Raw genomic sequence first — 18,642 nt, forward strand, 5'->3', positions numbered from 1 at the left:
GAGTCGGGAGTTCTGGCAGCGCGAGTCGGGAGGTGGGTCAGCGGGGGAGGCCGGTGATCGCGGTGGAGAGCAGGTCCAGCACCTCCACCCGCTCGTCCCCGCGGGTGAGGGCGAGCATGCCGGAGTCGTCGAGCCGCCCGACCACCCCGGCGGCGAGGTCCCGCTCGCCGAAGGCGGCGAGGCACTCCTCCTCGCGTCCGGCGGGCACGCAGAGCAGGAAGCCGAAGCTGGGGAAGCAGTTGAACCAGCGCACGAGCGGCACGCCGGCGGGCGCGGGCACGGCCGTGACGTCGACCGTCACCCCCAGCCGCCCCGGCTCCAGCAGCATCGCCAGCGACCCGACGAGCCCGGCCATGCTGATGTCCTTGGCCGCCACCACGACGCCCTCGCCGGCGAGGGTGCCGAGCAGCCGGACGTCGCCGGCGCTGCGCCGCCCGCGCGACTCGAAGGCCGGGAAGAACGGGAAGTCCTCGCGCATCCGCCCGTCGAGCGCGGCGGCCACGACCAGGGACTGTCCGGGCGCGGCGCGGGTCACCGAGAGCGGCGCCGCCGTGGCCCCGACGGCGAAGGCGGAGATGGCCGGGTCGCCCTCGTGCAGGGTGAGGTGCCCGCCGATGATCGGGACGTCGTAGAGCTCCGCGGCCTCGCGCATCCCGGCCAGCGCCTTGCGCGCCACGTCCTCCGACGCCACCACCGTGTCGACGATCCCGAGCGGCATCCCGCCCATGGCTGCGACGTCGTTGACGTTCGTCAGCACCGCCGCGAACCCCGCGCCGTACGGGTCGGCCGTCACGAACGGCGGGAACAGGGCCTCGCCGCAGGCCACGACCGGGCCGCCGTGCGCGATGACGACCGCGCCGTCGTCGCCCGGCCCGCCCTGCCAGTCCGTGCCGCCCAGCACCTCGCCGACCAGCGCGATCTCGGCCTTCGCGGCGAGCCCCGGGTTGGCGAGGCAGGCCGCGGCGATCTCCGCGAGCGTCTCGGTGACCGGCGCGCTCATCGCAGGATCACCCAGACAGCGCGGACCGGGACGTCGCCGGCGTTGCGCCAGGCGTGCCCCCGGTCCGTCGGGTAGTGCAGCACGTCCCCGGCCTCCACCTCGTAGGTCTCCCCCGCGACCTCGACCGTCAGGGTGCCCTGCCGGACCATCACCAGTTCCTCGCCCGGGCGGCGCGGCCTGGTGTCGCCGCTCTCGCCCCCAGGTTCGACCACGACCTCCACCGCTGTGGCCCGCAGCGCGTCCGTGGGCGCGGCGAGCCCCTCCACCGCGACGCCGAGCGCACCCGGCGCCCAGTCGCGCGGCGCGGGCAGCCGCTCCGCCGACCGCACGTGGACGGCGGGGGGCGGCTCGAGCCCGCTGTCGTCGACGAAGGCCGACACGGGCTGCCCCAGCGCGCCCGCCAGCTTGAGCAGCGTGGTGATCGTCGGGACCATGTCGCCGCGCTCGACCTTGTGCACCGCCGCGGCCGAGACGTCCGCGCGGGCCGCGAGCTGCTGCAACGACAGCCCGAGCCGGGTGCGGGCGGCGCGCACCTTGGGGCCGATCGCGTCGACGATGGGCTCCCAGGTCGCGGGGCTCGGCCGGCTCACGTTGACCATCCTAGACGGCGTTCACCTATGGTGGACACCCGCGGCGCACGGGGAGAGGGGACGGACCGTGGCGAGACCGCGCCGGGGGGGTGCCGATCCCCCTCGACGAGATCGCGCAGGTGTTCGGGGTGAGCCCGATCCCGGTGCGCGAGGCCCTGAGGACGCTGATCGGCGAGGGTCTCGTCGACCACCGGCCGCGCGGCAGCTACACGGTCGCGCGGATCACCGTGGCCGAGCTGAGTGAGCTGGACGTGGTGCGCGGCGTGCTGGAGCAGGCCGCGCTCGCCGCGGCACTCCCACTGGACACGGCCGCCGACCACGAGGAGGCGCGGGCGGCGCACGACGACGTCGGGCGGGCCCTGGCCGAGCGGGACATGCCCGGCTACCACCGGGCGTCGCGCCGCTTCCACCTCGCGCTGGTCACCCCGGCCCGGATGCACGGGCTGCACGACGAGCGGTGCCGCGCCGTCGCCCTCCCCGCCGACCCCGAGCTCTTCGCCCGACCCGCCCCTGCATGAGCGAACGGCGCCCTCGCTCACCAGATCTGAACGACAGCGCCGCTCGCTCAACCCCACCCCGGAAGCACGAGCGGCGCTCTCGCTCAGGAGGTATGAACGAGAGCGCCGTTCGCTCACCGGGGGGCGGCTAGGACAGGGGCAGGACCTTCACGATCCGGGCGGCGGTGCGACCGGCGATGCGCAGGTCGGGACGCGGGGAGCCCGCCTCGACCTGGTGCACCGGGTCGTCCTGCGGCAGGGACGCGTGGTGCACCGCGACCCCGCCCGCCCCGTCGATCCCGATCCCGGTCTCCAGCGGGGACTCGAGCGCGGCGGCGTGGGCGAGCGTCAGGACGTCCGCGTCCCGGACCTGCTCCACCCGCGTCGGCACGCCCTCCTCCTCCGCCCCCGCACACACCTCCCGCAGCACCACCGGGTCCGGGGACCCGGTGTGCCGCAGGACGATCGCGGGCTTCTCGGTCACGAGCCCGCCACGTGCGCGTCGACCAGCCCGGTCGCCACCGCGTTGCGGGGCCCCTCGCTGCCGTGGACGTTGCCGATCCCGCAGACCACCCCGAAGCCGGCGAGGGCGTCGGCGATGAGGTCGGGGATCTCGAAGTCCAGCGCCGAGCCGCCGAGCAGCACCACGAAGTCCAGCATCCGCAGGCTGCCGCCCGGCGCGACCTGCTTGAGCGCCCGCACGGCGTTGACCGCGAACACCCTCCGCTTGGCCTCCCGGCGCACCCGCCGCACGTGGTCGACCGAGTGCCGGGTCGCGACCGGTGCGGGGCCCTCGGGCGTCATCGTGACCACCCGCGCGAACACGTGCGACGGCAGCGGCTCCGGGAAGAACTGCACCGTCCCGTCCTCGTGCCGCACGTGGAAGAAGCTCTCCACCTTCGCCAGCGGGTACCGCTTGACGGCCTCCGCCTGCTCCCGGTCGTCGGTCGCCAACTCGGAGCCGATCAGCTTGGTGACCAGCTCCCCCGCCCCGGCGACGTGCACGGCCGAGGAGACACCGTCGCGGTCGAGCAGCGCGGCGTCGGTCGACCCGCCACCGAGGTCCAGCACCGCGATCGGCACGGCCGTGCCGGGCGTGGTCAGCGCCCCGCGGACCGCCATCTCGCCCTCGACGCCGCCGATCTCGGCCCGGCAGCCCAGCGCGGCGGCGACCTCGTCGGCCACCACCTGCATCCGGCTCCGGCTGGTGCGCACCATGGCCGCGAGCGCGACGGCGTTCTCCGGCGCGACCTCGCCGGCCAGGCCCCCTCGGACCTCCTTGGGCACGAAGGTGTCGACGGCGAGCACGTCCCGGATCCGGATCTCCGCGGCCGGCTGCCCGGTCACGTCCGTCATCGTGTCCCGGACCTGCGCGAGCATCCCGCCGACGTGCGTGCCGGCCTCGCCGGTCGCGTCGTCGAGCGGCTGGACCCGACCGAGCACCTCCATGATCGCCTCGGCGCCCGCGTCGACGTCGACCTGCAGGGTCTTGCCCGCCCCGGTGAGGGTGAGCGTGCCGACCGGGATCCGCCGGTCGGTCACGTCACCGCTCGGGGTCCGGACGACGACGGCGGACCGGTTCCCGGTCAGCGCCCGCGCCACCGGCGAGACCTGCTTGGTCTGGTCGGGGTCCAGCTCGAACACCGACGCCAGGCCGTAGGAGTCCGAGAGCGTCCGGATCGTGCGACCGGGCGGCGCCACCTCCACCGCCGCCCGCATGCCGAGCGGCACCTTCTCCACCGCGCCGACCTCGTCGACGACCGGGATCGCCACCCGCAGCCGGTTGACGACGAGCACGGCGTCGTCGTGCGCGAGGACCGCGGCCACGACCTCGAGACCGCGCTCCGTGGCCGCGTTGAGCTCGGTCGCCACGTCGTCGAAGTCCCAGCCCGCCCCGACGACCGCGATCGTCGGGCCGGACGCGCCGGCCAGCGCGTCGATCGCCACCGTGGTGCCGACCCCGAGCCCCTCCCCGCCCGGTGTGGCGGGGTTGTGCCCGATCATCGTCGACTCGGTGATGATCGTTTCGGAGATCGTCTCCATGGCCAGCCCGGAGATGACGGGCGTGGCCTCGTTGAGCAGCACGGTCTCGACCTCGGACTCCGTGCGCCCGGCGCGCTCCAGTGCGCGCCGGACCGCCGACACCGCCCCGTCCGTGTTCTCCGGCGTCCCCTTGACCCCGGTCGTGTGCGTGAGCGCCGTGCCCAGGTACTCCGCGGAGTCCCCGGACACGGCGGCCACGCTCGCCTCGGTCGTCGAGTTGCCGATGTCGACGCCGACGACCAGCCGTCGCGTCATGCCCGGTGCCGTCTGGCCGGCTCGCGAGCTCACCGGCGTGAGATCACCGGCTCGACCTCCACCGGCTTCCGCCCCGCCACGATGCACTCGAACTCCTTGAGGTGCAGCAGCGCGGCCTTGGCCTGCCAGCGCGGCCGGGCCATCTGGTCGTTGCGGGTGGGCACCGGGGCCGGCGACTCGCCCTTGGCGTACTGGGCGGCGTTGGCCCCGATCCGGCGGAACACCTCGGCGTCGAGCAGCGGCGACTGCGGGAACAGCTCCAGGTTGCTCAGCCGCGGCAGGTCCCGCTGGTGGATCATCGCGGTGCCGCGGGACAGCAGGCCGATCGAGATGCCGGAGCCGGACAGCCGGGCGCCGGTGTGCGCGACGGCCGCGAGGTCCGCGGTGTCCCACACCTTGATCATCCGGGCGTGCACGCCCTGCTCCTCGATGCCGGCCAGGATCTGCCGGATCACCTCGGCGTGCGGCACGTCGACGATGGTCTTGGTGAACGGGTCGGCGAAGGCCGGCGACACCGCGACGACCACCTCGTCGGGCCGCGACGCCCGCTTGGCCGGGCCGACCTCGTTCAGCGTGAGCGTGCGCTCGGCGGTGGGGGCGGTCATCACGACACCTCGGTCTCGGGGTTCTCGGCGCTCGTCACGTGGCGCAGCTTCTTGAGCTGCTCCCACCGCTCGCCCTGGAGGCGGTAGCCGGAGCCCGGGCCGCCGTAGTCGTTGGCGTCGTTGATCGCCGAGAGGGGGACGAAGTCGTCCGTCAGGATCGCCGACGTCTGCAGCAGGTCGCCGGAGACGCGCTGGCGCAGCACCGTCAGCAGGTTCTCGGCCACGTCGTGGAAGCCGCTGCGCTCCAGCGCCTTCACCAGGTCGAGACCGGTGATCCCGCGGTCCATGACCGACTGCGCGCCCTTGAGGTCCTCGAGCACGTCACGCTCGGGGTAGTCGCCGCTGCCGTTGGCGTAGACGGCCGCCTCGACCTCCTCGTCGGTGATCCGCGGCAGGTCGAGCTCGGCGAACACGGCCTGCAGCGCGCTGGCCGCCTTCTCCCGGGCCTGCAGGATCTCGGTCTCCCGGACGTGCCGCAGCCCGCCGTCGACCTGCAGGTCGCGCTGGATGGTGTTCCAGTCGTCGTAGTCGTCCGTGTCGAGGTTGGAGCCGGCGAACATGTTGTCCGGGTTCGGCACCGCCGAGTAGCCCGAGCAGACGAAGTCCGTGCCCGGCAGCATCTGCGGCAGCAGGCGCGCGGTGCGGCGCATCGCCGAGTGCGAGAAGGACTGGTCGTTGCCCGAGGCGCACTCCAGGTCCATCCAGCTGGCGATCAGGTTCTCGGCGGCCACCGCCCGGATCCCGCCGGGCACCGCGCCCGGCACGCCGATGCAGGAGATGGAGCCGTTCTGCAGGCCCTGCACCCCGGCGCCCTTGGCCATGAGGATGCAGCGGATCTCGAGGTACAGCATGGAGCGGCCCTCGGCGTTGCCCATCTGCACCTCCGACCCGGTGCCCGAGGTGAACCGCATCTTGATCCCGCGCGAGGCGTACGCGCTGGCCAGGAAGGCCTTGGACCAGGGGGTGTCGTCGCCGTCGACGAACACGGACTCGGTGCCGTACACGGAGATCGTCTCGGCGTAGGCGGTGATGCCGCGCATGCCGAGCTCGAGCTCGGTGGCCTCCTCCAGCGCACACTGGGTGAGCACGCCGCCCCGCCCGACCTGGCCGCCGACCTGCAGCGCGATCGCCACGAGCGGCGCGTACCGGACGACACCGAGGGTGGTCTCCAGCTCGGCGAAGCCACGCAGCGCGCCCTCGGCGGCGTCCGCGGCGACCTGGATCGGGTTGTCCTTGGCGCTGGTGGAGTGCGCCTGGTTGGCGGGCGTGCGGCGGGCCCGCATCTTCTGCATCGCCATCATGATCTCGACGACGTTCATCAGCTTGACGACGTCGAGGATCTTCGCCGGGGTGAGCCCGCGGCCGATCCGGGTCAGCTCGTCCCGCGAGGCCCGCGGGTCGACGAGCGCCCGCGCGATCTCGACGGACGGGATCGCGTTGACCTCCTCCGCCGTCTCCACGTCGATCGCGTGGTCGGCGATGAAGGTGTCCATGAAGTCGAAGTCGGCGCGGGCGCGCCCGTCGAGCTCGACGATCTTCCCGCCCTCGACCCGCACGCTGGGCTGCGGGTCGAAGTCGGACTCCATGGCGACGAGGCCCTTCTCGGGCCACTCCTCCACGAACCCGTCGAGGTTGACGGGGCGGTCCTCGAGTACCTCGGTCCGCTTGGACTGGCGGTTCTCCGTGGTCGTCATCAGTCCTCCTCGTCGCGGGCCAGCAGGTCGCGGCGCTCGTAGACCTCGGCCGCCTCACGGACCAGGGCACCGCACACGGTGGCCTGGTACTTGCCCTCCAGGTTCTCGGCGATCTGCAGCAGCTGCGCCTTGCTCGAGGCGCGCGGGCGGAGCGCGTTGTACATCGCCAGGACCTCGGCGTCGGGCACCGCGGTGAGCTCGGCCGCGCGCCGGAAGTTCGCGGCGAGCTGCCGGCGGTGCACCGACTCGGCCAGGGTGGCCTGCAGCTGGAGCGTGTCCGGGGCGATCCGCAGGTCCTCGGCGGAGATCTCCCCGGCGACGACGGCGTTCATCGTCAGCGCCGTGATCGGCTTGCCCGTCGGCGTGCGCAGGAGGTCCTGACGGTTGAGCGAGAGCGGGTAGTCGGCGGGCCCGAGGTCGGGGCCGGACCCGGAAGCTGGAGCGGACACGCGCATCACCTCTCGTCGTTCGCCGGGACGCGGGCGCCGGGGCTCGGTCGGTCGACCGCGGCGCCCGTGCCACCCACCAACCGTTGCGCAGTTGCGCAGGTAGCGGAAACCCCTCCGGGCAGGGGCAACCCGAACGGCGCCTCTCCTGCCGGTGAGGTCACGACACACCCGCGCTGAGCAGGCCCGCGAGCACCGCGCCGACGATCGGTCCGACGATCGGCACCCAGGCGTACCCCCACTCCGCGCTGCCCTTGCCCCTGATCGGAAGGAGGGCGTAGGCCAGGCGGGGGCCCAGGTCGCGGGCCGGGTTGATCGCATAGCCCGTGGGCCCGCCGAGCGAACAGCCGATGCCGATGACGACGAACGCGACCGCCGCGTAGCCCAGCGCCCCGTTGCCGAACTGGGGCACCCCCGCGCCGTCGGGCGCCTGGGCGGCCGGGTTGCTGAGGATCCAGAACACCAGCACGAAGGTCGCGACGACCTCGGTGACCACGTTCCAGCCCGACCGCGCGACGACGGGGCCGGTGCAGAAGATGCCCCGGGTGTCGCGGTTGCCCTCGGGGTCCTCCTCGACGTTCTTGTCGAAGTTCGCCTTGTAGGCGAGCCAGCCGACCGTGGCGCCGACGAACGCGCCCACGAGCTGCCCGATCAGGTAGAAGGGCACCATCGACCACTGCGTCGCACCCGCCACCGCGAGGCCGATGGTCACCGCGGGGTTGAGGTGCGCCCCGGAGGGCTCGGCGATGCTCGCCCCCGCGAACACGGCGAAACCCCAGCCGAAGGTGATCATCAGCCAGCCGCCGCCGGTCCCGAGCGTCGGGCGCAGCACCACGTTCGCCACGACGCCGACACCCAGGAGGATGAGCACCGCGGTGCCCAGTCCCTCCCACAACACGATCGATCCTGCCGTCATGCCGGACCTCCCTGTCCCGGCCGCCCTGCGCGGCCCGGCGATACGCTCCACAGTGCTACCTGTGTGACGGAAGAGGTTGGGCGACAACGGCCCGCGAAGTCTCACCCTCCGCGGGGGTGGGACCTCACCACGGGGCGAGGAGGAACCTGACCCAAGGCGGAGCTGTCGTCGGCCGCGCCAGTCCGGTTGGGTGGAGACGGCCCGCCGGACCGGAGGGGCCGCGGCACTGCGGAGCGCGAGAGAGGACTCGACGATGAGTGGCCTGACCTATGCCGAGGCACAGAAGGCGATCGAGGCCGGCCTGGCGAAGGCCGACGAGATCGGCCAGCCGATGAACATCGCGGTCGTCGACGCCGGCGGGCACCTGTTGGCGTTCGCCCGCCAGGACGGCGCGATCCGGGCGAGCATCGACATCTCGCAGCGCAAGGCGCGCACGTCGATCCTCATGAACCTGCCGACCGGCGACCTCCTCCCGCTCGTCCAGCCGGGCCAGGAGCTGTACGGCCTCGAGCAGCTCTCCGGCGGCATGGTCGCCTTCGGCGGCGGCATCCCCGTGCACCGCGGCGGCGAGCTGGTCGGCGCGGTCGGGGTGAGCGCCGGTTCGGTGGACCAGGACACCCAGGTCGCGCGGGCGGCGGTCGACGCCCTCACCTGACGCGGTACGGAACCATAACGCCGAATTCCGCGGCCCCTGTCCGCATTATCGAGCCATAATGCGAATTCGAGCCGGGATTTCGGGCGTTATGGTTCCATAATGCGGTTCAGGCCTGCGTGATCCCGTCGACGCGGCGAGGGCCGGGGCTGCGCGGCGCGGTGCTGCGGTTCGAGAAGAGCGGCACCTCGGCCTTCGGCGCCGCGATCCGGCGCGTCGGGGAGGCACAGGTCGGCGACCGCACGCCGGTCGACGCCCTGGCCCCGGCCGTCGAGGCCGCGCCGCAAGGCCTCGACGCGGCCGCCCGGGCCCTGCAGGAGGGCGCCGACCGCACCGCCGACCTCCGCGCGGATGGGGCGGGCGAGCTACGTCGGCGACCGCCCGAAGGGCGAACCCGCCCCGGGCCCGCCGGCATCGCCCTGTTCTTCCGGGCCTCGGCGGCCGTCGCCGGGCCCGGTGTCCGAAACCCAGGGCACTGTCTGCGCGAAACGGCACTCTCGCTCATCAGATGTCAGCGAAGGTGCCGTTCGTGCACGTGCGTCACGCGGCCGGCGGCCCCGTCGGCACACCGGTCGCGCGGGTCCTAGACGATCCCCTGCCGGGTCGCGGTGTAGACGATCTCGGTCCGGCGGCGGACGTCGAGCTTGTCGCGCAGGTTCCGGACGTGGAACTTCACGGTCGCCTCGCTGATCACCAGCTCGGTGGCGATCTCCCGGTTCGACATGCCGGTCGCCAGCAGCTTGAGCACCTGGTTCTCGCGCTCGGTCAGCAGCGGGCCACGCGGGGCGGTCGGGACGGCCGGCTCCCGGGGGTCCCGCAGCGCGTCCATCATCATCGTGGTGATCCGCGAGTCGAACACGGCGTCGCCGCGCAGCAGCGTGCGGACCGCGGCCACGATGTCCGCGGTGTCGGCGCCCTTGCGCAGGTAACCGTGCACACCGAGCCGGACCGTGCGGAGCATCGTCTCCCGGTCGCGGCAGGCCGTCAGCACGAGGATCCGGGTGCCGCGGTGGCGCTGGAGCAGCGCGCGGGCCACGTCGATGCCGGCTGAGTCGCCGCGGCCGAGGTCCACGTCGAGGAGCACGACGTCGGGACGCAGCCGGTCCGCCGCGACGAGCGCGTCGCGCGGGGTGGCGGCCTCGCCCACGATCCGCAGGTCGGGCTCGGCGGCGAACAGCTGGCGCAGGCCGAGGCGGACGATGCCCTCGCCGTCGACGACCAGGATCCGGCCGGTGCGGACGGTGGCGAACGGGGAGTCCCCGCGGCCCGTGTCCGAGCCCCCGGCGACCGTGGGGATGCGCGTGGGCTGCGCCGGGCGCGCGTCGAGGACCCTGATATCGGCGAGTTCTGCGGTCATCGCTGAGCCTTTCGAACGTCGACGGGTCGTTGTCGCGGCGACGGTAAGGTGAATCACGTTGCCCGTTCGTTGCACGCTCACGCTGCCCGCTCGGACAGGCGCAACCTCGCCTTGCTGATCCGGGTGGAGGTGAACGATGATGGGTGCCGGAAGCACGCGGACAGTCGGGGAGCCGATGCCAGTCGACAAGGTGGTCGAGCGCGAGCCCGGGTCCGGCCTGTCCGCCTCCGCGTCGGCCGCCGCCCGCGCGATCGACGAGCTGTTCGAGGCGGTCCTCGACGACACGGGCGACGCCACGGTCCGCCGGCTCGTCTCCGAGTCCTGGGAACGCAGCCTCGCCGCCGCGATCGACCCCGCCACGGCCCTGCCCCCGTTCCGGTTCGACCGGTCCGAGAGCGCCGCGCGGCTGGCCGCCCACCCGCTGCACAACGTGATGCCGCTGCTGCGCAGCAACCTGGTGAGCATCGCCGAGGAGGCGATGCACGTCGTCGTGGTCACGGACGAGCAGGGCATCGTGCTGTGGCGCGAGGGGGCCAACGCCGTCCTGCGCCCCGCGGACCGGGTGGGCCTCGTCGAGGGCTCCTGCTGGTCCGAGGAGGCCATCGGGACCAACGCGATGGGCACGACCCTCGCCGTCGGCCGGCCCGTGCAGATCCACTCGACCGAGCACCTCGTGCGCGCCGTGCACGCCTGGACGTGCGTGGCCGCGCCCGTCACGGACCCGGACACCGGCCGGATCGTCGGCGCCATCGACATCACCGGCCCGCGGCGCACGATCCACCCCGCGATGCTCGCGCTGGTCGGGGCCACCGCGCAGCTCGCCGAGAACCAGATGCGGATGCAGCTCGCGATCGCCGACGAGCGGCTGCGCGCCCGCAACCAGCCGCACCTGCATAGCCTGCGCGGCACGCCGGGCGCGCTCGTCACGCCCACCGGGCGGATCATCGCCGGCGAGCCGTTCGGGGAGTGGCCCGAGCGGGTCGACCTCGAGCAGATCGCCGCGGGCGCCGACCGGGTCCGGCTGGCCGACGGGCGGGAGATGCACGTCGAGCCGCTGGCCGAGGGCTTCCTGCTGCGCGCCGCGACGCGCAGTGGCCGCACCACGGCGGTGGACACGCCCCGGCACGCGCTGTCGCTGCGGTTCCTGGGCGACGGCAGCCCCACCATGGTGCTCGACGGCGAGAGCCACTCGCTCACCCTGCGCCCCGCCGAGATCCTCACCGCGCTCGCGCTGCACCCGGAGGGGCTCACCGCCGAACGGCTCGCCTTCCTCCTCTACGGCGACGACGGCAACCAGACCACCGTCCGCGGCGAGATCCACCGGCTGCGCGCGCTGATCGGTACGGACGTGCTGAAGACCCGCCCGTACCGGCTCGACGCCGTGGTCGACACGGACTTCGGCACCGTCCGCCGCGCGCTGCGCGAGGGCCGGATCGCCGACGCGCTGCGGGCCTGCGCGGGCCCGCTCCTCCCCCGGTCCGACGCCCCGGAGATCCGCGGCGCGCGGGACGAGATGGAGGTCGGGCTGCGCCGCGCCGTATTGGAGTCGGACGACGTCGACCTCGTCCACCGTTACGCCACCCACCGCCTGGGGCGGGACGACCTCGAGGCCCACGAGCTGCTCGCCGACATGCTGCCCGCCGGCGATCCGCGCCGCGCTGTCGCCGAGTCCCGGGTCGCGCGGCTGCTGTCGGAGTAGCGAACGGCGCGTTCGTGCGCCAGGTGTGTGCGAGAGCGCCGTTCGTTCAGGGCCCGACCGCGCACCCCACGTGTGAGCGAGCGGCGCGTTCGTGCGCTAGGTGTGAGCGAGAGTGCCGTTCGTGAGCTCCGCGTAGACGCCGGCGTGCACCTCGGCCGAGTGCTTCCAGGTGAACCGGTCCGCGGTGACAGCGCCCCCGCGCACGAGTGACGCCCGCAGCTCCGGTTCGGTGATCACCCGGCGGAGGTCGGCGGCGAGCGCCTCGTCGTCGCCGACGCCGGGCAGCAGCGCGTCGACCCCGTCGGTGAGGTGCTCGCGGAAGACGGGCAGGTCGCTCGCGACGACGGGCACCCCCAGCGCCATCGCCTCGATCGCGACGAGCCCGAAGCCCTCGGCCGTCGAGGGGTAGCAGAGGGCCCCGCCGGCCGCGGCCGCGGCGTACCAGCCGGCCAGCTCGGCGTCGGTCAGCGTGCCGAGCTCGACGACGTCCCGGCCGGGCTCGAGCCCCAGCTCCGGCAGCTCGGCGAGCGCGGCCTCGCGATAGGGCGCGAAATCCTGGAAGGAGTGCCCGCCGACGACCGCGAGCACCGGGTCGAGGCCCTCGCGGCGCAGCCGGGCGAGGGCGCGGAAGGCGTGCACCGTCCCCTTGCGCGGCTCGATCCCGCCCACCGCGAGCAGGAGGAACCGGCCGTCCGCCCGCCGCACGGGTACCGGGTCGGCGAACCGGCGCCGGTCCACACCGTTGGGCACGATCGTCGCGTCGACCCCGAACTCGCGGGCGAGGATCCCGCGCCACTGCTCCGACACCACCAGCACCCGGTCCGGCTCGGTGATCGCGCGCCGCTGGCACTCGACGAGGACCGGGGTGGTGAAGTCGTCCAGGTGGTGGGCGGTGCGCAGCACCGTGACCGCGGCGCCGGTGCGGTCCCGGGCGGCGAGCGCGGCCCGCGCGGCGATGCAGTCCTGCGCGTGCAGGACGTCGAACTCCCCGATCCGCCCGGCCAGCGCGGTCGCGAGCCGCTCGATGCCGTCGAGGGTCCGCTCGGTGAGCGTGGTCCCCTCGCGGCGCGGCCCCGGGACGATCGTGTGCGGGAGGTCGACGGGCCGGTAGAGCCCCTTCGCCGGGTCGCCGAGCGCGAACAGGTGCACCGGGTGCCCGGCGCGGTGCAGGGCCTCGCCCAGGCCGAGCGTGTGGACGTGTCCGCCGCGGGGCGACGTCGAGTGGGTCAGCAGGGCGACCCTCGTGACCCCGGACCCGGTCGCGTTGACGATGTTGCGCACGCGTCCACCATAGTGAATTCTCTGATGAGAAACGACCGTGTCCGATAGTAGAGGAGCTCTCGCATGACCGTGACCGACGAGCGCAGGGCGGGCGACATCGTCGAGGCGCCGACGAGCCACACGGCGGCGCTGATCATGGACCTGCAGAGCGTGGGGCTGCGGATCGAGACGGCGCTGGAGACCTCGCGCACGGGCGGCGCCGGCCCGTCCGACTCCGGGATGCTGTGGATCGAGGGCGTGCCGGTCACGGTCCCGCCGAACACCACCTCCCCGTACGCGCTGCGCGCCGAGGACGAGGGCCAGGGCATCTACCGGGACGGCGTGAAGGTCGCCTCGGTCTCGGGGACGCGGCGCCCGCGCTTCTACGACCTCGAGACCGCCGACGGCGTGCCGTATCACCAGATCGCGCTGCTCCACCTGGACTCGCTCGCCTCGACCGTGGTCCAGGCCTGCAACTACTGGGGCAACTCCGACCAGTGCGGGTTCTGCGGCATCGGTGTCTCGCTCGCCGCCGGCGCCACCATCGCGAAGAAGACGCCCGAGATGCTGGCGGAGGTCGCCGTCGCGGCCCGCGATCTCGACAGCGCCGTCGACGCCACGCTGACCACGGGTTCGTCGGTCGCCCCGGACCGCGGCGCGCTGTACGTCGCGAAGTGCGGGCAGGCGGTCAAGGAGGCCGCGGGGCTGCCGGTGGAGGTGCAGTTCGAACCGCCCCGCTCGCTCGACGTGCTGCACCAGGTGCACGACATGGGCGTCGACTCCGTCGGCATCCACATCGAGTCCTTCGACCCCGCGGTCCTGGCGCGTGTGGCGCCCGGCAAGTTCCGCACCGGCGTCGACACCTACTTCCGCACCTGGGAGCGGGCGGTGCAGCTGTTCGGCGAGGGCCGGGTGTCGACCTACGTGATCCTCGGCATGGGCGAGGACCCGGACCTGACCGTGGAGATGTGCCGGCGGGCGGTCGACATCGGCGTGTACCCCTTCGTCGTGCCGCTGCGGCCCGTGGCGGGGTCGCTGATGGAGGCGGTGCCGGCGCCGGCCCGGGAGTACACCGAGCCGATCTACCGCAAGGTCGCCGGCTTCCTCGCCGAGCGCGGGCTGGGCGCGGACACCGCCGTCGCGGGGTGCGCCCGGTGCCAGGCCTGCTCCTCGCTCAACCTGGTCCAGCAGTCGGACGGGGCGACGCCGTGCGGGTCGGCCTCCGGCGGCGGCGCACCGTTGTTGCAGATCGGGAAGCGCCCGGGCGCATGACCGCCGTGATGCCGGAGCCGGCCGGGACTCCGACGCCCCACGGCGTCGGTCGGCTCGACGACCCGCGGCCCGGCGACGCGCGACCCGGCGACCCGCGGCTCGACGACAACCCGCGGCGTCGTGACCCGCGGTCCGGCGGCACGGTGCGTCCGGCCCGGATCCGGCCCGTGCGGGCGGTCAACGTGCTGGTCGGCGTCGACCCGGTCGCCTGCCGCCCGGCCACCGACCCGGCCGCGCGCGCCGCACACCACGCGATCCGGCACGCGGTGTTCGTCGAGGAGCAGGGCGTGTTCGAGGACTCCGATCTCGACGCGCACGACGCCCGCGACGACGTCGTCCACGTCCTCGCCACCCACCTCGGCCGACCCGCCGGCACGGTCCGCCTCTACCCGACCGGCCGCCCCGGCGAGTGGCTCGGCGACCGCCTCGCCGTCCTGCGGGAGTTCCGCTCCGCCGCGATCGGCGGCCCGCTGGTCCGCTTCGCCGTCGAAACCGCCGGCGCCCGCGACGGCCTGCGGATGCGCGCCCACGTCCAGCTGCCCAACGAGCGCTTCTTCCACCGCCTCGGCTGGACCACCGACGGCCCGGTCGAGACCTACGTCGGCCACCCCCACATCCCCATGAGCACCCCCCTCGCGGGCCCGACGACCCCCTGGCTCGCCGGCCCCCGCCGCGCCGCCTGAGCCCGGCCGCGTCAGAGGTGCCGGTCGAGGAAACCGAAGACCTCGGCCATGCACTCGTCGCCCTCGGGGAGCCCCGGCACGCTCTCGAACGCGTGCCACATCCCCTCCCACACCCGCAGCCGGACCGACACACCGGCCTGACGCAGCACGCGGGTGAACCGCACGGCGTCGCTCTGCAGCAGGTCCCGCGTCCCGGTGGTGATCATCGTCGGGACGAAGCCGTCGCTGAAGTCGGCAAGGAGGGGCGAGATCCGGGGATCGGCTGCGGACGCGGTGCCGCGGTAGGCGGCGAACAGCTTCTCGGCGGTGTCCCGGGTCAGCAGCGGGTCGCGGCCGTCGTTGGCGACGTAGCTGTCCCCGATCACGCGGAGGTCGGCGCCCGGCGCGAAGAATCCTGCGGCCGCGGGTCGACGCCCTCGGGCAGCGGCACTCACCGTGCCGATCAGAAGGTTCGCGCCCGCCGAGGACCCCGCCACCACCACGCTCCGATGCCGCCGCGTCACCGCCTGGTAGGCCCGCTGCGTCTCCTCGAACGCCACCGGGAACCGGGCCTTCGGACTGAGGCTGTAGTCCACGGAGTAGACGACGATCCCGAGATCGTGCGCCATCCGGTACGCGTTGTAGTCGTGCCCGCTCAGCAGTGCGAAGCCGCCGCCGTGGGCGAAGACGCCGGCGACACCCTTCCGGTTCCGCCGGATCTTGCGCGGCTCGATCACCACGACCCGGGTCCCGCCGATCGTCTCCTCCCGCACTGCCAGGTCCAACTGTGCGCGGAGGCCGTCCAGGAACGGTCGGATCCGAGCCGCGAGCAGGTCGTTGACGGCATCGGCGTACTCCTGCGTCAGCACCGCATCGGGGATGACGAGCGGCTCGGTCATCCGCAGGTGAGCCGCGGCAGCGGCGCTGATGGTCCGTGCCTGGATATCGCTGACCTGAACCACGGCCCCTCCGTCCTCGTCGACGCCTGCAGGCTCGCTCGACAGCACGGGCTCGTTACCGGACGTCGCCGGAACACAACGGACCGTGGTGAGCATTGTCGTCGAGGACGAGAAGGGGTTATAAGTGGGGTTATAACCCCACACAGGGAGCAGCTCGTGCCGAAGATCAACGTCTATCTGCCCGACGACCTGGCCGCCGCCGTGAAGGAGGCCGGGATCCCGGTGTCGTCGGTGTGCCAGCAGGCCCTGGCGGAGGCGGTCGCGGCGGCCGGTGGCGCTCCCCCTGCCGGAGGAGCGGACATGAGCGGAACGCCGGGCTGGAACAGGTTCACCGCGCGGGCGCGGACCGCGGTGCGGGCCGCGCTGGAGGCGGATCGGCCGAGCACGGTCGACCTTCTCGCGGCCGTCGTCGAGGAGGGCGGGAACCTCGCGCTGACGGTGCTCGCGACGCTCGACGTCGAGCCGCCGGACGTCCTCGCCGAGGCCCGTGGGCTGGGCGAGGGCACCGACCTGGCCGCCGCGCTCGAGCGGGCCACCACCGAGGCGCTCCGCCTCGAGCACAACTACATCGGCTGCGAGCACCTGCTGCTCGGCCTGGCCGCCGGCCCGGAGGACGACGCCGTCGTCCGTGCCCTGGTCTCCACCGGCGCGGAGCTCGAGAAGCTGCGGGTGGCGGTCGCCTCCGCCGTGGCCGGCGTGGCCTTCACGCGGGGCCAGCAGGCGGCGTCGGGGCTGTCGGCGCCGGTGCGGACGATCCTCGAGGACATCCGCTCGCGACTGACCCGGCTGGAGCGCGGCACCGCGTCCTGAAGGTTCGAGCACAGCAGTGCGCCCCGCCCGGAGAACGAGCGGGGCGCACGGCGCGTGAAGGCGAGGATCTACTCCACCGTCACGGACTTCGCGAGGTTGCGCGGGCGGTCGACGTCGCGCTCCAGCGCCACCGCGGCGTGGTAGGCCAGGAGCTGCAGCGGCACCGACATCAGGATCGGGTCCAGCTCGGGCTCGCCGCGCGGGATCACGATGGTGCGGTCGGCGAGCTCGGCGGACAGGTCGCGGTGCGCCAGCGCGACGACCGGGCCCTTGCGGGCGCGGATCTCGGCGAGGGTGGAGACGTTCTTCTCGTACAGGTCGTCGTCCGGCACGCAGGCCACGGTCGGCAGCTCCGGGCTGACCAGGGCGAGCGGGCCGTGCTTGAGCTCGGCGCTGGCGTAGGCCTCCGCGTGCACGTAGGAGACCTCCTTGAGCTTCTGCGCGCCCTCCTTGGCGACCGGCCAGCCGCGGCGGCGGCCGATGAACAGCACGCTGTGGTGCTGCGCGATCTCCCGCGCGACCGCCTCGATCGTGCCCGTGCGCTTCTCCGAGTCGAGGATCTCCTCGATCTGGCCGGGCAGGGCGACGAGACCGTCGAGGATCCGGCGGCCCTCGGTCGGCGCGAGGTCCCGCATCCGGCCCAGGTGCACCGCGAGCAGCGCGAACGCCACGACCGTCGAGGTGAAGGACTTGGTCGCCGCGACCGACATCTCGGGGCCGGCGTGGATGTAGATGCCGCCGTCGACCTGGCGCGCGATCGTCGAGCCGACGACGTTGACGATGCCGATCACCCGGCCGCCCTTGCGCTGCAGCTCCTGCACCGCGGCGAGGGTGTCGACGGTCTCGCCGGACTGGCTGACGGCGACGTAGAGCGTGTCCGGCTCGACGACCGGGTTGCGGTACCGGAACTCCGACGCCGACTCCGACGTCGCGGGCATCCGGGCCAGGTCCTCGATCAGCTGGGCGCCGAGGTCGCCGGCGTAGCAGGCGGATCCGCAGCCGAGGATCTTGACGCGGCGGAACTCGCGCGCCTCGCGGACGGTCAGGTTGAGCCCGCCGAGGTGGGCAGTGTTGAAGCGCTCGTCGAGGCGCCCGCGGAGCGCCCGCTCGATGGAGCGCGGCTGCTCGGCGATCTCCTTGACCAGGAAGTGCGCGTGGTCGCCGATCTCGGCGCCGACGACGTCCCAGTCCACCTCCGACGGCGTCTTCGCGGTGGATCGGGCGTCCAGGGTGAAGGTCCGGTAGCCGCCGGCGGTGATGGTGGCGAGCTCGCCGTCGTCGAGGTAGACGACCTGGCGGGTGTGCCCGACCAGAGCCGCGACGTCGCTCGCGACGAACATCTCCTTCTCTCCGATGCCGAGCAGCACGGGCGAGCCGTTGCGGGCGACGACGATCCGGTCCGCGTGCTCGGTGTCGACGACGGCGATGCCGTAGGCCCCGACGACCTGGCGCAGCGCGATGCAGACGGCCTGCTCGAGATCCTCGGCGCCACCGGTCGCGAAGGCCGCGGCGACGAGGTGGGCGACGGTCTCGGTGTCGGTCTGCGAGACGAACTCGACGCCGTCGGCCTGCAGCTTGGCCCGCAGCTCCTCGGCGTTCTCGATGATCCCGTTGTGCACCACGGCGATGCGGCCCGCGGTGTCGACGTGCGGGTGGGCGTTCTCGACGGTGGGCTCGCCGTGCGTGGCCCAGCGCGTGTGCCCGATCCCCGGGGCGCCCTTGAAGCGCGCGGGCAGCTCCGCCTGCAGGTCGGCGACCCGGCCGCTGACCTTGCGCACCTTGAGCTGGCCGCGCTGGATCACGGCGACGCCCGCCGAGTCGTAGCCGCGGTACTCGAGCCGGTTCAGGCCCTCGATCAGGATGGGGGCCGCGTCCTGCGCGCCCACGTAACCCACGATGCCGCACACGGTGGTGTTCCTCCTCGC

General features: G+C 73.6%; 19 protein-coding genes. 7 read left to right on the plus strand and 12 right to left on the minus strand.

What is annotated here, in order from left to right:
* Positions 1-37: 37 nt before the first annotated feature.
* Positions 38-1,000 (minus strand): AIR synthase related protein, encoded by a 963-nt coding sequence (locus ACQP04_RS30525; protein WP_433503972.1) that lies wholly within the window; start codon positions 998-1,000, stop codon positions 38-40.
* Positions 997-1,590: a helix-turn-helix domain-containing protein gene (locus tag ACQP04_RS30530; RefSeq protein WP_433503973.1), complete on the minus strand. Its 594-nt coding sequence runs from the start codon at positions 1,588-1,590 to the stop codon at positions 997-999. Before ACQP04_RS30530 ends, ACQP04_RS30525 begins: the two co-directional genes overlap by 4 nt.
* An 89-nt stretch (positions 1,591-1,679) precedes the next feature.
* On the opposite strand from ACQP04_RS30530, the gene ACQP04_RS30535 reads away from it, so the two are divergent.
* Positions 1,680-2,108, plus strand: a complete 429-nt coding sequence (locus tag ACQP04_RS30535; RefSeq protein WP_433503974.1) for a GntR family transcriptional regulator — start codon at positions 1,680-1,682, stop codon at positions 2,106-2,108.
* A gap of 127 nt (positions 2,109-2,235) precedes the next feature.
* On the opposite strand, the gene ACQP04_RS30540 is transcribed toward ACQP04_RS30535, so the two are convergent.
* The 6 genes from ACQP04_RS30540 to ACQP04_RS30565 all read right to left on the minus strand — a co-directional run bounded on the left by ACQP04_RS30540 (position 2,236) and on the right by ACQP04_RS30565 (position 8,046).
* Positions 2,236-2,571: a glycerol dehydratase reactivase beta/small subunit family protein gene (locus ACQP04_RS30540; RefSeq protein WP_433503975.1), complete on the minus strand. Its 336-nt coding sequence runs from the start codon at positions 2,569-2,571 to the stop codon at positions 2,236-2,238.
* A complete protein-coding gene (locus ACQP04_RS30545) occupies positions 2,568-4,385 on the minus strand; it encodes a diol dehydratase reactivase subunit alpha (RefSeq protein WP_433503976.1) in 1,818 nt (605 codons plus the stop codon). Before ACQP04_RS30545 ends, ACQP04_RS30540 begins: the two co-directional genes overlap by 4 nt.
* A gap of 29 nt (positions 4,386-4,414) precedes the next feature.
* Positions 4,415-4,990, minus strand: a complete 576-nt coding sequence (locus tag ACQP04_RS30550; protein WP_433503977.1) for a propanediol/glycerol family dehydratase medium subunit — start codon at positions 4,988-4,990, stop codon at positions 4,415-4,417.
* Complete coding sequence (locus ACQP04_RS30555; protein ID WP_433503978.1) at positions 4,990-6,684, minus strand: propanediol/glycerol family dehydratase large subunit; 1,695 nt, start codon at positions 6,682-6,684, stop codon at positions 4,990-4,992. The genes ACQP04_RS30550 and ACQP04_RS30555 overlap by 1 nt, the downstream gene beginning before the upstream one ends.
* Positions 6,684-7,133 (minus strand): diol dehydratase small subunit, encoded by a 450-nt coding sequence (locus ACQP04_RS30560; RefSeq protein WP_433503979.1) that lies wholly within the window; start codon positions 7,131-7,133, stop codon positions 6,684-6,686. Before ACQP04_RS30560 ends, ACQP04_RS30555 begins: the two co-directional genes overlap by 1 nt.
* A gap of 157 nt (positions 7,134-7,290) precedes the next feature.
* The gene (locus ACQP04_RS30565) at positions 7,291-8,046 is read right to left on the minus strand and encodes an MIP/aquaporin family protein (protein ID WP_433503980.1); all 756 of its coding nucleotides are present in this window, start codon (positions 8,044-8,046) and stop codon (positions 7,291-7,293) included.
* 253 nt (positions 8,047-8,299) lie between these two features.
* On the opposite strand from ACQP04_RS30565, the gene ACQP04_RS30570 reads away from it, so the two are divergent.
* Positions 8,300-8,701 (plus strand): GlcG/HbpS family heme-binding protein, encoded by a 402-nt coding sequence (locus tag ACQP04_RS30570; RefSeq protein ID WP_433503981.1) that lies wholly within the window; start codon positions 8,300-8,302, stop codon positions 8,699-8,701.
* Between the two features lie 158 nt (positions 8,702-8,859).
* A complete protein-coding gene (locus ACQP04_RS30575; RefSeq protein WP_433508468.1) occupies positions 8,860-9,285 on the plus strand; it encodes a DAK2 domain-containing protein in 426 nt (141 codons plus the stop codon).
* Here the strand turns inward: ACQP04_RS30575 and ACQP04_RS30580 are convergent.
* The gene (locus ACQP04_RS30580) at positions 9,282-10,055 is read right to left on the minus strand and encodes a LuxR C-terminal-related transcriptional regulator (RefSeq protein WP_433503982.1); all 774 of its coding nucleotides are present in this window, start codon (positions 10,053-10,055) and stop codon (positions 9,282-9,284) included. The genes ACQP04_RS30575 and ACQP04_RS30580 overlap by 4 nt on opposite strands.
* 175 nt (positions 10,056-10,230) lie before the next feature.
* Between ACQP04_RS30580 and ACQP04_RS30585 the strand changes: the two genes are divergently transcribed.
* Positions 10,231-11,754: a GAF domain-containing protein gene (locus ACQP04_RS30585; RefSeq protein ID WP_433503983.1), complete on the plus strand. Its 1,524-nt coding sequence runs from the start codon at positions 10,231-10,233 to the stop codon at positions 11,752-11,754.
* Between the two features lie 96 nt (positions 11,755-11,850).
* On the opposite strand, the gene ACQP04_RS30590 is transcribed toward ACQP04_RS30585, so the two are convergent.
* On the minus strand, positions 11,851-13,035 hold the full coding sequence (locus ACQP04_RS30590; RefSeq protein ID WP_433503984.1) for an MSMEG_0565 family glycosyltransferase: 1,185 nt from the start codon (positions 13,033-13,035) through the stop codon (positions 11,851-11,853).
* Between the two features lie 63 nt (positions 13,036-13,098).
* Here ACQP04_RS30590 and ACQP04_RS30595 point away from each other — a divergent pair, with 63 nt between their 5' ends.
* Complete coding sequence (locus ACQP04_RS30595) at positions 13,099-14,286, plus strand: MSMEG_0568 family radical SAM protein (RefSeq protein ID WP_433503985.1); 1,188 nt, start codon at positions 13,099-13,101, stop codon at positions 14,284-14,286.
* Positions 14,283-14,969 carry an MSMEG_0567/Sll0786 family nitrogen starvation N-acetyltransferase gene (locus tag ACQP04_RS30600; protein WP_433503986.1) on the plus strand — a complete coding sequence of 229 codons (687 nt, stop codon included), beginning with the start codon at positions 14,283-14,285 and terminating at the stop codon, positions 14,967-14,969. Before ACQP04_RS30595 ends, ACQP04_RS30600 begins: the two co-directional genes overlap by 4 nt.
* Before the next feature lie 11 nt (positions 14,970-14,980).
* Here the strand turns inward: ACQP04_RS30600 and ACQP04_RS30605 are convergent, their stop codons facing one another.
* On the minus strand, positions 14,981-16,003 hold the full coding sequence (locus ACQP04_RS30605) for an alpha/beta hydrolase fold domain-containing protein (RefSeq protein WP_433503987.1): 1,023 nt from the start codon (positions 16,001-16,003) through the stop codon (positions 14,981-14,983).
* Between the two features lie 60 nt (positions 16,004-16,063).
* Between ACQP04_RS30605 and ACQP04_RS30610 the strand changes: the two genes are divergently transcribed.
* Positions 16,064-16,717, plus strand: a complete 654-nt coding sequence (locus ACQP04_RS30610) for a Clp protease N-terminal domain-containing protein (RefSeq protein WP_433503988.1) — start codon at positions 16,064-16,066, stop codon at positions 16,715-16,717.
* A gap of 68 nt (positions 16,718-16,785) precedes the next feature.
* Here the strand turns inward: ACQP04_RS30610 and glmS are convergent, their stop codons facing one another.
* Complete coding sequence (glmS, locus tag ACQP04_RS30615) at positions 16,786-18,624, minus strand: glutamine--fructose-6-phosphate transaminase (isomerizing) (RefSeq protein WP_433503989.1); 1,839 nt, start codon at positions 18,622-18,624, stop codon at positions 16,786-16,788.
* Between the last annotated feature and the right edge of the window lie 18 nt (positions 18,625-18,642).

Source organism: Pseudonocardia halophobica, from assembly GCF_050948485.1.
In the GTDB taxonomy this organism is placed as follows: Bacteria; Actinomycetota; Actinomycetes; order Mycobacteriales; family Pseudonocardiaceae; genus Pseudonocardia; species Pseudonocardia halophobica.

Coding starts and splice junctions, on each gene's coding strand:
- ACQP04_RS30565 (WP_433503980.1), bottom strand. CDS start 8,046: ATGACGGCAGGATCGATCGTGTTGTGGGAGGGACTGGGCACCGCGGTG.
- ACQP04_RS30550 (WP_433503977.1), bottom strand. CDS start 4,990: ATGACCGCCCCCACCGCCGAGCGCACGCTCACGCTGAACGAGGTCGGC.
- ACQP04_RS30580 (WP_433503982.1), bottom strand. CDS start 10,055: ATGACCGCAGAACTCGCCGATATCAGGGTCCTCGACGCGCGCCCGGCG.
- ACQP04_RS30600 (WP_433503986.1), top strand. CDS start 14,283: ATGACCGCCGTGATGCCGGAGCCGGCCGGGACTCCGACGCCCCACGGC.
- ACQP04_RS30605 (WP_433503987.1), bottom strand. CDS start 16,003: ATGCTCACCACGGTCCGTTGTGTTCCGGCGACGTCCGGTAACGAGCCC.
- ACQP04_RS30525 (WP_433503972.1), bottom strand. CDS start 1,000: ATGAGCGCGCCGGTCACCGAGACGCTCGCGGAGATCGCCGCGGCCTGC.
- ACQP04_RS30555 (WP_433503978.1), bottom strand. CDS start 6,684: ATGACGACCACGGAGAACCGCCAGTCCAAGCGGACCGAGGTACTCGAG.
- ACQP04_RS30545 (WP_433503976.1), bottom strand. CDS start 4,385: ATGACGCGACGGCTGGTCGTCGGCGTCGACATCGGCAACTCGACGACC.
- ACQP04_RS30585 (WP_433503983.1), top strand. CDS start 10,231: ATGCCAGTCGACAAGGTGGTCGAGCGCGAGCCCGGGTCCGGCCTGTCC.
- ACQP04_RS30595 (WP_433503985.1), top strand. CDS start 13,099: ATGACCGTGACCGACGAGCGCAGGGCGGGCGACATCGTCGAGGCGCCG.
- ACQP04_RS30570 (WP_433503981.1), top strand. CDS start 8,300: ATGAGTGGCCTGACCTATGCCGAGGCACAGAAGGCGATCGAGGCCGGC.